This window comes from Paraburkholderia sp. Tr-20389 (genome assembly GCF_017104565.1).
GTDB lineage: Bacteria > Pseudomonadota > Gammaproteobacteria > Burkholderiales > Burkholderiaceae > Paraburkholderia.
This window is the reverse complement of sequence record NZ_JAAGPD010000006.1, coordinates 235065-248717: the sequence shown is the minus strand read 5'-3', so window position 1 is coordinate 248717 and position 13653 is coordinate 235065. Positions and strand designations below refer to the sequence as shown.

The 13653-nt window shown below is 58.8% G+C and carries 13 protein-coding genes and 3 pseudogenes; 11 read left to right on the top strand and 5 right to left on the bottom strand.

The genetic code is table 11. The annotated features are described in order from the left end of the window. The first annotated feature begins 242 nt into the window (after window positions 1-242). Entirely contained in the window at window positions 243-1637 is a 1395-nt protein-coding gene (gene cysS, locus G3N95_RS10100; protein WP_205969844.1) for a cysteine--tRNA ligase, read from the top strand. Between the two features lie 5 nt (window positions 1638-1642). Here the strand turns inward: cysS and G3N95_RS10095 are convergent, their stop codons facing one another. Both G3N95_RS10095 and G3N95_RS10090 read right to left on the bottom strand, forming a co-directional pair. Next, window positions 1643-2050: a hypothetical protein gene (locus tag G3N95_RS10095; RefSeq protein WP_241018346.1), complete on the bottom strand. Its 408-nt coding sequence runs from the start codon at window positions 2048-2050 to the stop codon at window positions 1643-1645. A gap of 144 nt (window positions 2051-2194) precedes the next feature. Then, window positions 2195-3031, bottom strand: a complete 837-nt coding sequence (locus G3N95_RS10090) for an MFS transporter (protein ID WP_205969842.1) — start codon at window positions 3029-3031, stop codon at window positions 2195-2197. Between the two features lie 88 nt (window positions 3032-3119). Here G3N95_RS10090 and G3N95_RS10085 point away from each other — a divergent pair, with 88 nt between their 5' ends. Further along, complete coding sequence (locus G3N95_RS10085) at window positions 3120-4046, top strand: LysR family transcriptional regulator (protein ID WP_205969841.1); 927 nt, start codon at window positions 3120-3122, stop codon at window positions 4044-4046. Between the two features lie 89 nt (window positions 4047-4135). Next, window positions 4136-4549, top strand: coding sequence for a hypothetical protein (locus tag G3N95_RS10080; RefSeq protein WP_205969888.1), 414 nt, complete (start codon window positions 4136-4138; stop codon window positions 4547-4549). 19 nt (window positions 4550-4568) lie between these two features. On the opposite strand, the gene argC is transcribed toward G3N95_RS10080, so the two are convergent. Further along, the gene (argC, locus tag G3N95_RS10075) at window positions 4569-5498 is read right to left on the bottom strand and encodes an N-acetyl-gamma-glutamyl-phosphate reductase (protein WP_205969840.1); all 930 of its coding nucleotides are present in this window, start codon (window positions 5496-5498) and stop codon (window positions 4569-4571) included. A 127-nt stretch (window positions 5499-5625) separates the two neighbouring features. On the opposite strand from argC, the gene G3N95_RS10070 reads away from it, so the two are divergent. After that, complete coding sequence (locus G3N95_RS10070) at window positions 5626-6510, top strand: LysR family transcriptional regulator (protein ID WP_205969839.1); 885 nt, start codon at window positions 5626-5628, stop codon at window positions 6508-6510. A gap of 202 nt (window positions 6511-6712) precedes the next feature. Then, window positions 6713-7840 carry an aminotransferase class V-fold PLP-dependent enzyme gene (locus tag G3N95_RS10065; RefSeq protein ID WP_205969838.1) on the top strand — a complete coding sequence of 376 codons (1128 nt, stop codon included), beginning with the start codon at window positions 6713-6715 and terminating at the stop codon, window positions 7838-7840. 186 nt (window positions 7841-8026) lie between these two features. Here the strand turns inward: G3N95_RS10065 and G3N95_RS10060 are convergent. Then, a pseudogene (locus G3N95_RS10060) lies at window positions 8027-8844 on the bottom strand (IS5 family transposase). Between the two features lie 75 nt (window positions 8845-8919). On the opposite strand from G3N95_RS10060, the gene G3N95_RS10055 reads away from it, so the two are divergent. After that, entirely contained in the window at window positions 8920-9174 is a 255-nt protein-coding gene (locus G3N95_RS10055; RefSeq protein ID WP_205969837.1) for an HIT domain-containing protein, read from the top strand. A gap of 124 nt (window positions 9175-9298) precedes the next feature. On the opposite strand, the gene G3N95_RS10050 is transcribed toward G3N95_RS10055, so the two are convergent. Then, complete coding sequence (locus G3N95_RS10050; protein ID WP_205969836.1) at window positions 9299-9472, bottom strand: hypothetical protein; 174 nt, start codon at window positions 9470-9472, stop codon at window positions 9299-9301. Between G3N95_RS10050 and G3N95_RS10045 the strand changes: the two are divergent. The 5 genes and pseudogenes from G3N95_RS10045 to G3N95_RS10030 all read left to right on the top strand — a co-directional run. Then, window positions 9435-9726, top strand: a pseudogene (locus G3N95_RS10045) (integrase); the annotation flags it as partial. The gene G3N95_RS10050 and the pseudogene G3N95_RS10045 sit on opposite strands and share 38 nt — an antisense overlap. Window positions 9727-10249: 523 nt before the next feature. Beyond that, a pseudogene (locus G3N95_RS40510) lies at window positions 10250-10410 on the top strand (IS5/IS1182 family transposase); the annotation flags it as partial. A 218-nt stretch (window positions 10411-10628) separates the two neighbouring features. Then, window positions 10629-11609 carry a TauD/TfdA family dioxygenase gene (locus G3N95_RS10040; protein ID WP_205969834.1) on the top strand — a complete coding sequence of 327 codons (981 nt, stop codon included), beginning with the start codon at window positions 10629-10631 and terminating at the stop codon, window positions 11607-11609. Window positions 11610-11622: 13 nt separating this feature from the next. Beyond that, a complete protein-coding gene (locus tag G3N95_RS10035; RefSeq protein WP_205969833.1) occupies window positions 11623-11964 on the top strand; it encodes a cupin domain-containing protein in 342 nt (113 codons plus the stop codon). A gap of 91 nt (window positions 11965-12055) precedes the next feature. After that, window positions 12056-13636, top strand: coding sequence for a class I tRNA ligase family protein (locus G3N95_RS10030; RefSeq protein WP_205969832.1), 1581 nt, complete (start codon window positions 12056-12058; stop codon window positions 13634-13636). The last annotated feature ends 17 nt before the right edge of the window (window positions 13637-13653 follow it).

Genomic DNA, 13653 nt, shown 5'->3' with positions numbered 1-13653 from the left:
GATCGAATCGCACAAAGAACGAAACAGGTGTTGACCTTCGATCAGAACAGACGCTAGCATCGTGCACATGACAAGCCACGCCACTTCCCTCGTCTCGATCGTACGCGCATGTTGCCAAGACATGCCGGAGGGAAGCTGCGTCTAGCGTTTGCTATACGTCGAATCAATCGCCTTCTGGCCGCCCGTTGAAAAACCGGCGGCCTTTTTGTTTTTTGTGCAACCGCTGCAGAACGGAGAGTTCCATGCCGCCGCTGATGTTGTATGACACCTGGTCGCGCAGTTTGCGCCCGTTCGTATCGATCGAAGCGGGCCGTGCCGGTATGTATTGCTGCGGGCCGACCGTCTACGACCATGCGCATATCGGCAACCTGAGAACCTATGTTTTCGAGGACATTCTGCGTCGCACGCTGGTGCGCAATGGCTACGAAGTGCGTCACGTCGTGAACGTTACCGATGTGGGCCATCTCGTCTCCGATGCAGATGAAGGCGAGGACAAGATGGAAAAGGGCAGTCGACGCACGGGCGAGTCAGCATGGACAATCGCGAGCCGCTATACCGACGCGTTCGTGTCGGACTGGCGCGCGCTCAATCTGCTGGAGCCGTCGGTCTGGTGCCGCGCGACGGATCATATCGCTGAGCAGATTGCTTTTATCCTCGAACTTGAACGCGCGGGCTACGTGTACCGGACGAACGACGGCCTCTACTTCGATACGGGCAAGCAGGACAGCTATGGCTATCTCGCGCGTCTGGATCGTGCCGGCTTGCAGGCGGGCAAACGCGTCGCGCTTGGCGCGAAGAAGAACATCACGGACTTCGCGTTGTGGAAGTTCAGCCCCGCCGACGTCAAGCGGCAGATGGAATGGGACAGCCCTTGGGGACGTGGCTTTCCAGGGTGGCATATCGAGTGCTCGGCGATGTCTGCGAAGTACCTCGGCACGTGGTTCGATATTCATTGCGGAGGCGAAGATCATATTGCCGTGCATCACAGCAATGAGATTGCGCAGACGGAAGCGGCATACGGTACGCGACTCGCGAACTACTGGCTGCATGGGCACTTTTTGACTTTGAGCGCCACGAAGATGTCGAAGTCGGACGGAGATTTCATTCGTTTGCAAACGCTGCGCGACAGGCACATCGATCCGATCGCATACCGCTATCTGTGCCTGACCGCGCACTATCGAAGCAACCTGCATTTCAGCTGGGCATCGCTCGATGCTGCCCAGTCGGCGTTGAACCGGCTACGCCACGCCTATACCCGTTGGCCCGAAGACGGTGTCGCCGATGCACGCTTTGTCGAGCGATTCGATGCTGAGGTGAATGAAGATATCAACATGCCCAACGCGCTTGCGGTGCTTTGGGATCTGATGAAGAGCGACTTGCCGGGCGCCACGCGGCGCGCGACCGTCGACAGTTTCGATGCCATGCTGGGACTCGGGTTGCGCGACTGGACTCCGCTCGCCACGGAGATTCCCGATGACATTCAGGCCTTGCTCGACGAGCGCGCACGGGTACGGCTTGAACGGGACTGGGCAAAGTCCGATGCACTGAGAACGACACTACAGCTTCGAGGGTGGCAGGTTGAAGACGGACGCGATGGGCAACGTGTGGCTCGGATTTCCAATAGTCACTCCGAATGAACGGATCAATAGCTCGGCACGGGTTTGGGTAGAGCGCGCAGCAGCAGATAAAAGGCGGTCACATGCGTAATCATCAGCAAGGGCACGTAGATGACGGGAATCGCGTACATGGCGCCGAGTTCTCCTGCATGCGCAGGAAGATCGGTCTGGATGGCGTGGTAGTAATCGAGGATGAGGTCGGTTGCACCTGCCAGATTGAAAGCCAGGACGAACGACCAGAAGAGTGCCCGTATGCGCACCGTGAGCAGCGCCAGCATCGCGAGCACTCCCGTCGCCAGGTCGCCGTATGCGGCAAATACGGCGAAGCTCGGGGAAAGATGGGAACCGACGACGCCCGGCAGGATGAACACCAGACCGAAGAAACGGAAACTGTGCAAGGTGGCGATCGCGCGATGCGCGTCGACGGGGTTCATCGCCCTGATCCTGGGCCAGATGTATTCCACAAAGCAAAGCAGCCACGCGACATAGCCAAGTACAAGCTGCAGCTGGAAGATTCGTTCCGATGACATGATGTCTCCCGTCAGGTGGTGTCGTGTGTGCGGATGGGAAGGAGTGGATCAACGGGCGCGTCGGCCGAGCAACTGACGCAGCGAAAGCGCGTGCAACAGGACCGAGGCCGGCACCACGAAAGCTGGCGTCAGCACATCCGGGTAAGCGCCGGCGCCAATGCTTTGCACGCTTGGAACGATCAACTGGAATCGGCCGGGTGACGTCACCATGCCCAACGCAATCGCGACGACGAAGTCGGCGAGGCCGAAGATATTCCACGCAATCGCCGCTCTTCGCCCTTGATCCGTACCGCTCGCCAACGCGAGTGCCGCCGGCAGCGCGAACAGACCCGTCAACACATCGCCTGTTCCGGCGGGCAACGCAAATACGCCTGGTAGCGCGCCACGCAGCCACGCAGCCAGTGCCCAGCTTCCGAATACCCGGTAGAACTGAAGTGCGATGAGCCAGGATGCCGGCGTCGCGGCCAGCACCTGTCCCACGCGCTTCGAAAGAAGCAGCAGCGGCGCGCCGATGATGATCGGCAGGAAGATCGCCAACGGCAGCATCGGCACAGAGGACGTCGAGCCGTCCGTTCGGAACATGCCGTTGATTGCACAGCTCCACGCGAGCGCGAACCAGAGCGTGTCGGTGATCATGATCGTCAGCCAGATCGCGCGGCGTTGGTCCGGAGTCAGATCCGCGCGTTCGAGACCCAGCCACAAACCAAGCGCGATCAATCCGTGCGCCATTAACTGGTGAGCCGTCGTCGGAACGCCGCTGGTCGGGATGACCGGCAACCAGTAGATCAACCCGACCCACAGGACTGTCAGCGGGACGGTCCAACGCAGACTGCGCCACGCGGGACGCTGGGTGAAGACATCGGCTGTAATGGAAGTGCTGGCCATCGGCGGTTCTCCAGACATGTATCGGCAGACGGCGTTAGATGTACCATCCTCCTGTGTGAGCGACTATTCATCACAATGTTGACAAGCTATGAAGCAAAACTTCACAGTCAGGCAAGGTGCGCTCGACGGAGTAGAAGCGTTCCTGAGCGTGGCGCAGCATCGCAGCTTTCGCCGGGCCGCCGCTGAACTCGGCGTGACGGCATCGGCCATCAGTCAGGCCGTACGTGTGCTGGAAACGCGTATCGGCGCTGCACTCTTCATACGCACGACGCGAAGTGTCGGCCTGACGGAAGCCGGCGAGCGATTTCTTTCGCGCGCAAAGCCAGCCTTCGAGGAGCTGGTGGCCGCCAGCGAGGTTGCGCGCGGACTTGGGCAGCGGCCTGCAGGGTTGTTGCGGCTATCGGTGCCGCGTGCGGTGGTGCCGATTCTGCTGGAGCCCTTGATCGCATCCTTCTGCCAGGCGTATCCCGAGGTTGAAGTCGAAATCGACGCGACCGAAAAGCTGATCGATATCGCGGCGGAAGGATTCGACGCCGGAATCCGGCTAGGCCAGTTCGTGGCGACCGACATGGTCGCCGTCCCATTGACGCCCCCATTGCGTCTCACCGTCGTCGCGAGCCAAGGCTACTTTGCAGCGCGCAGCCGGCCTCGACATCCGGACGACCTGCGCCAGCACGCATGCTTGCGCTGGCGGAGATCCGGCGGCGCGCTCGCGCCGTGGTCATTCAACGATAACGGAGAGGCAATCGAGATCGCAGTGTCCGGCCCCTTCATCGCCAACGACTTTCCCACCATGCTCGGCGCGGCAATCGAAGGCGTGGGCCTTGCGCAATTGCCGGCGCCGATCGCCAGGGAAGCATTGAAAGCGAAAAAGCTGGTGCAGGTGCTGGAGCCCTTCGCGCCCGTGATACCCGGCGTGTTTCTGTACTACCCGGATCGTCGGCAGATCATGCCGAAGCTGCGCGCGTTCATCGATCATGTGAAAAGACGTTCTGCGAGCAAAGGCACAGAATGATGTTCGCATGCGTGAATGCTGAATATGTGCAGTTCAACGACAACGTGCGGCCGCATCCGCTGCAACGAGGTCGTCGACAGGAGTGAATGATGTCAAGCGAGTGGAAGCATCGTGCCATGCTGTTCATCAAGCGCTTCTGGCAGCCGACCAGCGCATGCATGACATGCATGCCTGGGAGCTGGGGCAACATCATGAGCATTGCCCACTGGTCGATTGCCTTGAACACGGGGCTTCTCACCGGAATCCTGGCGGTGGTGTTGACCTTCACGCCAGCAGCAAAGCTCTACAAGAACCGTTACGGCAATGCGCTGATCGTTGGGCTCCTGACGATAGTGGGCGATATCTACGCACACCCGAATCACTACGGTCCGCTCTTTGCGGAGCACGTGATAACGGGCGTGATATCGGGTCTGCTCACGCTGGTCGCTTCATATCTGTTCGAAGATCGTGCCCGGCGTGTTCGCGCCATGTGGGCGCGGACATTGGGCAAGCTTGTCCAATGATCGCCTTTGCGCATGGCCACTATCGCTGCGCGAGCATCAGGTTCAGGTTCTGGACCGCTGCGCCCGACGCGCCTTTGCCAAGATTATCGAAAACCGCGGACAGCAGGACGTGCCCGTGTTCGATGTTGGAAAACACGCACAGGCGCATGTCGTTCGTACCGTTCAGCGCTTGCGGATCCAGGTGCGGTACGACGCCCGATTCGTGCAGCGGCTCGACACGCACGTGGGCCGCATCGGCATAGTGACGCGCGAGGCAGGCGTGCAACGTGGCGCCGTCCACGCCCGGCGCGAGCAGCCGCAACGCCAGGGGCACCGTCAGCACGATGCCCTGGCGGAACGCGCCATACGCAGGGACGAAGATGGGGCGCTGCGCGAGCGCGGCGTGCTGCTGGATCTCAGGGGTGTGCTTGTGCGCGAGTTCAAGACCATACACCAGGTATGAAGGCGCGTTGGCCGCAGCTTGCCCCTCATGTTCCTCCACGCCGGCACGCCCGCGTCCTGAGTAGCCGGACACCGCATGAATGCTGACAGGGTAGTCGCCTGGTATGAGCCCGGCCTCCAGCAGAGGACGCAGCAAGCCAATTGCTCCGGTCGGATAGCAACCGGGATTGGTGACCCGACGTGCATTCGCAATGCGCTCGCTCTGTCCTTGCGTCATCTCCGGAAAGCCGTATGTCCAGTCCTGCTGTGTGCGGTGCGCGGAACTCGCGTCGATCACCCTGACGGCGGGATTGACGATGGCGTGCACTGCCTCGCGCGCGGCCGCATCAGGCAAACAGAGGATGGCGATGTCGCACGCGTTGATGGCTTCCGCGCGCCGCCGCGGATCTTTGCGTTCGGCAGCGGCAAGCGTGAACAGCTCGAGGTCGGTCCGGTTGCGCAGCCGTTCGTGGATTTGCAACCCGGTCGTGCCCTGGTCGCCGTCGATGAAAACAATGGGAGAGTGCATAGGTGGAATGCTCCGGTGGCTGCGGGTTGACAGGTAGAAGGAACCGCTATGTTCCATTGACGGCTAGAATAGGAAAAGTTGAATTTCATGACTTGTACATTCAGTTTTTCTGAATCTGGACGTCGACATGCGAGAGATCAGCCTGGACCGCCTGCGAACTCTGGTCGCCATTGCCGACCGCGGCTCGTTTGCCGATGCGGCGCGGGCATTGCATCTGGCGCCGCCGACGGTCAGCCTCCATATCGCTGAACTCGAAGAGCGCATTGGGGCGCCGCTCCTGTCACGCAAGCGCGGTCAGGTGAAGCCGTCGGGCATAGGCGAGGTACTGGTGGAGCGCGCGCGTCGACTGCTCGCCGATGCGGAGCAGGCGCTGGACGATATTCAACGTCAGGTGTTGGGGCTCGAAGGGCGCGCACGGCTCGGTGCGTCGACCGGCGCTATTGCCCACCTGTTGCCTCAGGCGCTCGAGGTGCTGCGCCAGCACCATCCCGCTATCGACATTCAGATCGCAGTTCTCACTTCGCAAGAAACGCTGTCCCGGCTGACGGATGGAACGCTGGATGTCGGACTCGTCGCATTGCCTCAGCCGCCGGTGGCGGGACTCGTGATAAAGCCGTGGCGCCGCGACCCCGTGATGGCCTTTGTGCCGGCGCACTGGCGGTGTCCGGCTCGCGTCACGCCTGAATGGCTCGCGGCCCAACCGCTCATTCTCAATGACACGACCACGGGTCTTTCGCGTCTGACCGCCGAGTGGTTCGCGACGGCAGGACACCATCCTGTGCCGCGCATCCAGCTCAACTACAACGACGCGATCAAGAGTCTGGTCGCGGCGGGTTACGGCGCAGCGCTGCTGCCCCATGAGGCCACTACGCCGTTACCGGACGGGCGCATCGTCATGCGTCCGCTGCGCCCGGCGTTGTGGCGTCGGCTCGCCATTGCCTATCGTGCGGGTTATGTCGAGCGTTCCACGCAGTACGTACTCGATGTGTTGTGGGATCTGCGATTGGCTTAGGCGTTGCCCTTGAAGGCTTCAAGAACGTCGGGGGCATTTTGCGACTTCGCTCCGGCGAAGGTTCATAATCGTGCCGATTGTTGCCACTGCAGCATTCCCCACCGGCATGACTTGATGGCATGGTTGATGCCGATGCGGTTGCAGGTGGCTTTCGTTAGAATCGGTTTGCGATTCTATTATTTGTCCATTACCGGAGGCGAACGTGCCAGGTTTACTTCCCGATGTCGATCGCGAGGGACTCCTCGAATATTCAGTCGTTTACACCGACCGATCAATCAACCATATGTCGCAGCTTTTTCAAGGCGTCATGCGGGATATCTCCGACGCCCTGAAAAGAGTCTATAACGCGAAGTCGGCCGTTGTCGTCCCGGGCAGCGGGACGTTCGGCATGGAAGCTGTTGCCCGGCAGTTTGCGACGAACAGGAAATGTCTGGTCATCCGCAATGGCTGGTTCAGTTTCCGCTGGTCGCAGATTTTCGACATGGGCAGTATTCCGTCTGAATCGATGGTGTTGAAGGCGCGCCCCGTCGAACAGGGAAGGCAGGCCGCCTATGCACCGGCTCCGATCGAAGAAGTGGTCGCCGCGATCAAGGAAAACAAGCCGGACCTGGTCTTTGCGCCGCATGTCGAAACTGCATCCGGAATGATGCTGCCCGATTCGTATTTGCGCGCGGTGTCCGACGCCGTCCATGCCGTCGGCGGGATGTTCGTACTGGATTGCATCGCCTCGGGTACCGTCTGGGTGGACATGCAGGCCAGCGGTGTCGATGTGCTGATCAGCGCGCCGCAAAAAGGTTGGAGCGCGTCACCCTGCTGCGCGCTGGTCATGTTGAGCCCGCTCGCCCGCGAAAGAATCGACGCAACGACCAGCACCAGTTTCGCTTGCGATCTTCGCAAATGGCTGCAGATCATGGAAGCCTACGAGAACGGCGGCTTCGCGTACCACGCCACGATGCCCACCGACAGTCTCGCGACGCTGCGCGACGTCATCAAGGAAACCGAGGCATATGGCTACGACAAAGTGAGAGCGGAGCAGCTGGAACTCGGCGAGCGCATTCGTTCGCTCTTGACCGGAGCAGGTTTCAAAAGCGTGGCGGCCGAAGGTTTTCAGGCACCGGGCGTCGTGGTCAGCTACACGGACGACGACGGCATACGATCCGGCAAGAAGTTCGCCGATGCCGGCTTGCAGATCGCGCCCGGCGTTCCCCTTCAATGTGACGAGCCCGAAGACTTCAAGACCTTCCGCATCGGCCTGTTCGGCCTGGACAAACTGCATGATGTCGAAGGTGCGGTCGCCAGGTTTGCGAAGGCACTGGACAGTATTCGTTAGTTAGAGCGCTTTTGCGCACCATGTGCGCATGGCTTGCCCGTGCAACTCCTGCGGGCATAGCTATGCGCACGATCCGGTCCCGGCGGACATTTCAGTCCCCACGAAGAAAAAACGCATTGCCGGGCCGGATACGCGCCGCTTGTCATCGCCGATCCAATAACTGCGCCGCGTTACTTAGAGACCGTTTCAAAAAGACTGCTCGGTACGTCTGAAGATGTTCCAGCAGACGAGCGCACAACCGAGTTTAAGGAATGCCTCGTGAATGTCGGCTCGACGCTCAAAGCGAATGCGAAGACGGCGAAAATTGTGCAGCCTGCGTGAGTACGTTCGACCACCCAACGGGACTTGCCGAGTCCGCTGCCGTGTTCCGTGCGGCGCCTGGCAATCACCGGTTCGATACCGCGCGCACGAAGCCGCTGACGATGCGGCTCGGAGTCATAGCCACGATCTGCGTAGATGACTTTGGGCGTGCGAAGCGGTCGGCCGCGTACGCCGCGAAGTGGCGGGACCGCGTCGATGAGCGGCAGCAACTGGGTAACGTCGTTGCGATTCGCGCCAGTCAGGATGGCACTGATGGGGACGCCATTGGCGTCGACGAGGATGTGATGCTTCGAACCTGGTCGCGAGCGATCGGTGGGGTTCGGGCCAGTTTTTCGCCCGCCCCAACGGCTCGCACCGAGGATGAATCGGTCGCTGCCCGTGAGAAATCGAGTTCGCCGGCTTCGCGTAACTTCGCAAGCAGCAGTTCGTGCAACGCGCTCCACACGCCGGCCCTTTGCCAATCGCGCAAACGCCTCCAGCAGGTTGGCCCGGAGCCGAATCCCAGCTTGGTCGAGAGGTTGCACCAGCGTATTCCGGTCTTGAATACGAACAGGAAGCCGTTCAGTGCAGCCCGGTTGGAAACCGGGAGCCGTCCTGGGTATTTCTTGCGGCGTGGGTTTTGCCGGTGGCAGCAAAGGCTCTATCAATGCCCATAGTTCGTCATCAATGATCGGTGCGCCCATCCCCGTGGTTCCGGTTGTTCAGACGACCAAGGTTAACAGCTTGGCGATAAGGTTAACAGCCCCCTCGGGGTCTTTTTGAAGCGGTCTCTTAATCTTCCAAGGCGGCACGTCTGCGATACATTTGATCTTGCTCCCGTCGAGCTGGCGGCGATGTTCGAACCTGGGCGGCGGATGCGCGACGCCATCATCGCAGAAGATACGACAGTCGGCGGATTCAACTTAGGGTCGAATAATGGGTCTATTGCCGGACAGAAAATACACCACGTGCACTTCCATCTGATTCCGCGCAGGGTGGGCGATGAAGCGTTGGCGGCTGCAAAAGCCGATTAAGTTGAGGAGCAGGCGCATTGCACCGTAATCACTTCGACCACACTCGTCAACAATCTTGGCTACGGCCTTGGTTGAATGCTTACGACTTTCCCGCCTTAAAGTGGGGCACTGGCTGACGCGCCATTCACGGCGCCTTGCGCCCTCCAGGCGGTAACAGTTCGCACGCCAGCTGGAGAATGCGGTTCATCACGTCTTCCGACTTCACGATGCCGCGCAGATACGAATACATCCGCTCCGGCGGCACGCTGATGCGCAGCGCCAGTGCTACGGGCCTCACCCGTTCCCGTCTGTGGTACATAGCGCGTCGCTTTTTCCGCATGACCGCCGATGTGATTGGCACAAATCCATCCTGTGCTAGCCGAAAAACTGCGACGCGCCAGCCCGCACTGGACGCGGGACACCCACGCCACGCATGCACTCACCCGCGGTGCGGAGCTGACGGCAGTGCGCGACAATTTGCGCCTCGTCTTGATCGCGACGACATCGATCTACCTCCAGAGCGACGAAATCAAACGCTACCGGCAGATGGACGAGGCATTCGCCGAACCATAACCGGCTACCCCCGCTCCTTGGGAGCTGCAGCTAAACGCGCTTTATTTTCCGTTTCCTCAAGCGATCACTAGTTAGATATTTCGATCAATTAGGATGTCGAATTAGATGCTTCCGTTAAATGTTAAAAATACTTAAACGAGGCGAGGAATTGTGCCTCGTACACCAATATTCAATCCCAAAAACCTATCGATACTGTTAGTGCAGGTACGGCGTCCGACCCTATATAGTGCAAAAAAATTGACTGATGAGCTTGCAAGGATCGAACAAGTTGTTGAGGCCACGCTCTACACGCGTGCTAAGCACCGATCTGGTACGCGGGAACGTATCTGACGCCACCGCACTGCCGAGAATCCGGCACCTACTGGTTGAAGATGAGCTGACGCAAATGCTGTTAGATGAGATCGGGATCGAGCTATGTGAGCGCGGGCTGATGATGAAGGAAGGGACGTATCGTGGATAGGGCCATCCTCGATGGCGTCCCCGTCGGCCAAGAATTCCATAAATGGTTGTGCCCCGAAGATGCACCAAGGCGCAGATTCGCACGTGGGCCAATCCCCCCAATCTATGTCGTCAAGAACCTGTTCCGACATCGCGAAGTGCGCTGCCGAGGACTGGTCCGGCACGGAGCGGCCGTTCTGCCTGTTCGCGGTGGCGAACCTTGTGACAGCGCGTACGCGGCTGTGACAGTGTCAGGTGAGAAGTCTGTCTTGAGTTCAAAAAGCAGGAAGTCGGCGGAGCAAGTACTCAGATTTTTCCTCGGTGGCCTTCTCGCTTTAAAAATTTCGAACCACAAGCGCCAAACCAACTGCGATCGGCTCATTGATCAATGTTTCCTTAGCCAGTAGCACACCCGCAACGCAAAGAATGCTAAAGAAGCGTTGCTTATTTTTTTAGGGGACCGCATGAGAGAAGATATCGATGCAAAGCGAGTTGAGACTTGTCATGTCTCCAGCGAATACGAATATACGCTGAACGACTCAAGCCGCGATGGTCTGCGAGCGGCGATCAGTCGGGAGGTTCGCTTGGAATTCGATCGAAAGAACACGCGATTCGCTGCGGCGATACGCGAGGCTGGTATTCCTGTCGAGCGCGTCAGGAATCAGCTATTCGAGACGGATGAACCATTTTTCATTCTGCGGAATCTTCCCGTCGACCAACCGACCGAGAAGTGGGCGACGAGCGAAACGCCATTTACTTCGGCCATCCTCGCCGGTCTGACCGGAAATGTCGGTTTGCGAAATTTCGGATATCGGGAAGAGAAGGGCGGTGCCATCCTGCATGATGTATGTCCCATTCCCGGGTCGGAAAACGCGCAATCGAACGCGGGACGAATCGAGTTCGGCTTTCATGTCGACAATCCTTTTCTGCCCCGGGTCGGGCGCCCTGAAGTGCTCACACTCGTGAGTATCAACAACGACTCCGAAACCGCGACACATTTGCTGACGATTGGCGAGATCAAACGCAGCTTGCCGACCGAAACGTTGAACGTATTGCGCCAAAGCATCTTCGATTTTCGACATGCTGATTCGTTCAACCTCAACAAATACAAGATTTTCGCGACGAATTCGCCGGTGATCAAAAGCGTGGACGGCTTCGACGAAATCCGCTGGGCCGTGTTCACGCAGTCGACAGACAAGCGGGCGGAAGCGGCGATTGCCGAGCTCAAGGCGCTTGCACAGACTGCATGCCGCCGAATCGTCCTGCAGCCCGGAGAATTGCTCATCTTCAACAACAATCGCTGCATTCACGGCCGTGGAGAAGTTGCAGGGTGGCGGTGGCTGAAGCGAATCTATGGTACGCGTCACGAGTCGATGATTGGAGCCGACGACCTGATAAGTGTTTGGGGTCTGTTGTCGAACCCTTCGGTCGATCATTCTTTCTAACGAGGACGCGCAAATGAAGGTACGGAAAGCCAGCACTGACGTGGTCAAAGCGGAATACGGCGGGGACTTCCGTCGGCTGTATCCGTGGGATGGCGTTACTACTCCCTCGTGGGGAGGTGCATGGATGACGATCGCTCCTGATCAGGCATCCACTCCTCACGATCACGACGAAGAAGAAACGTTCCTGATCTTGTCGGGAAACGGTGAGATGGAAGTCGAGGGTGAGCGATGCGCTGTCGAGAAGGGCGACATGATCTATCTGCCGCGTTTCAGCACTCACAAGCTGAGAAACGTCTCGTCGACAACGCCGCTTGAGCTGCTTTGCATCTGGTGGGGAGCGCCAACATCCGCCTGAAAGGCAACAGGAATACGACTTTATGATAATCATCTAAGTTTGGATACCTTACTAAAAATATGTTAGAGAGGCAAAAATCCGAGAGTGGAAGATGACAAGAACGACAATCGTCACTGCGACGCCCCCCACCCCGAATGGTGACCTGCATGTCGGTCACATCTGCGGCCCGTATCTCGGTGCCGATATTTATACGCGATACCTAAGACTGAAGAACGAGACGGCAGCTTACGTCTCTTACTCGGATCACAACCAGACCTATGTCGTTTCCACGGCGGCAAAGATGAATGCGATGCCGATGGCGCTGGCCGATGACTATGCCGACAAGATTCGCGAAACGTTGGAAATGGCGGGTATCGAAGCAGACACATTTCACAACCCGGATGCTGAACACGTCGCATTCGTCCAGAAGTTTTTCCAGCGGCTCTACGAGCACGGAAAGCTGACGTCGAAGACCAAGCACGTCTGGACGGATGCGGTGGACGGCTCAATGATATTCGAGTCCTACCTGCGTGGACATTGCGCTGTGTGCTTTGCCGAGACTGCTGGCGCGATCTGCGAGAACTGTGGCCATCCGAACGATGCCACGACCCTCAAGCTTCCTCGTAACGCGATCGCACCAAAGCACGGACTCGTTCGCTCCGAAGTGAAGCTGTTCGTACTCGAGTTGGAACGCTATCGTCAGGAAATCACGCGGTTCTTCTCGGAGAAGTCGAAGCACTGGCGGCCGCATTTGCTGCAACTGGTGGACGAGTTGCTCGCCCGCCCGCTGCCCGACTATCCGGTCACATATGTCTCGGATTGGGGGATTCCAGCACAGATCCCGGGACACGAGGGACAGGTGTTCAACGTGTGGGCGGAAATGATGCCGGGGCTGATCCATGCAGCCGAGATCGCAGCAGGCAAACGTCACGACGGCTCATTGCACTGGGAGCGTACCGCGGACACCCGCATCGTGCAGTTTCTCGGTTACGACAACTCGTTCTTTTTCGCGCTGGTGCACTTGGCAATGTCGTTTGCCGACGGGCGAATGCGGCAACCGGACTTCATCGTGACAAACGAGTTCTATGAATTCGAGAACTTCAAGTTCTCGACAAGCAAGCGCAACCTTATCTGGGGCCGTGATCTGTTAGCTGAAGTGCCGAAAGATCGTGTGCGATATTACCTAGCACTCAGCAACCCCGAGCATCAGAAGGTCAATTTTACGCGTGCGGGAATGGACAAACTTCTAGACGCTCGATTGATCTCGCCGTGGCGCAAGGTCGACGCGCAGTTGATCGATGCGGCCGCACGTGCGGGCGTACGACCAGGCGACCGACTCGAGGTGACGGCCGAACAACGTACTGAATTGCAGTCGATTTTGGACCGCTTCGAACAGTTTTATACGGTTGAGAAGTTCAGCCCGCAGCGCATTGCTGAACACGTCAGTGCGCTACTGATCTATGCATCGAACTGTCTCTCCGACGTGGTGCCGTCGATCGGCCGTCAGCAGGTAGCCTTTGTTTACGGGCTGGTCGCGAACGTGCTGCCAGTGGTTCTCGCTCCTCTCATGCCGGAAAGCGCGGCGGGCATCAGGGTGCGTCTGGAGATGCCGAGTATCACAGGTTGGGAGGTTCAACCTGAGATTACTGATCTCACCTGGTCTCTGTCAAAGCCCATGGCTGCCTTGATCTAATCCCGCACAGGTATACA

Excerpts from the sequence above, each read along its gene's own strand:
- G3N95_RS10035 (WP_205969833.1), top strand. The coding sequence starts at position 11,623 with ATGAAGGTACGGAAAGCCAGCACTGACGTGGTCAAAGCGGAATACGGC.
- G3N95_RS10080 (WP_205969888.1), top strand. The coding sequence starts at position 4,136 with ATGTCAAGCGAGTGGAAGCATCGTGCCATGCTGTTCATCAAGCGCTTC.
- G3N95_RS10085 (WP_205969841.1), top strand. The coding sequence starts at position 3,120 with ATGAAGCAAAACTTCACAGTCAGGCAAGGTGCGCTCGACGGAGTAGAA.
- argC (WP_205969840.1), bottom strand. The coding sequence starts at position 5,498 with ATGCACTCTCCCATTGTTTTCATCGACGGCGACCAGGGCACGACCGGG.
- G3N95_RS10040 (WP_205969834.1), top strand. The coding sequence starts at position 10,629 with ATGAGAGAAGATATCGATGCAAAGCGAGTTGAGACTTGTCATGTCTCC.
- G3N95_RS10090 (WP_205969842.1), bottom strand. The coding sequence starts at position 3,031 with ATGGCCAGCACTTCCATTACAGCCGATGTCTTCACCCAGCGTCCCGCG.
- cysS (WP_205969844.1), top strand. The coding sequence starts at position 243 with ATGCCGCCGCTGATGTTGTATGACACCTGGTCGCGCAGTTTGCGCCCG.
- G3N95_RS10050 (WP_205969836.1), bottom strand. The coding sequence starts at position 9,472 with ATGTACCACAGACGGGAACGGGTGAGGCCCGTAGCACTGGCGCTGCGC.
- G3N95_RS10030 (WP_205969832.1), top strand. The coding sequence starts at position 12,056 with ATGACAAGAACGACAATCGTCACTGCGACGCCCCCCACCCCGAATGGT.
- G3N95_RS10070 (WP_205969839.1), top strand. The coding sequence starts at position 5,626 with ATGCGAGAGATCAGCCTGGACCGCCTGCGAACTCTGGTCGCCATTGCC.
- G3N95_RS10095 (WP_241018346.1), bottom strand. The coding sequence starts at position 2,050 with ATGAACCCCGTCGACGCGCATCGCGCGATCGCCACCTTGCACAGTTTC.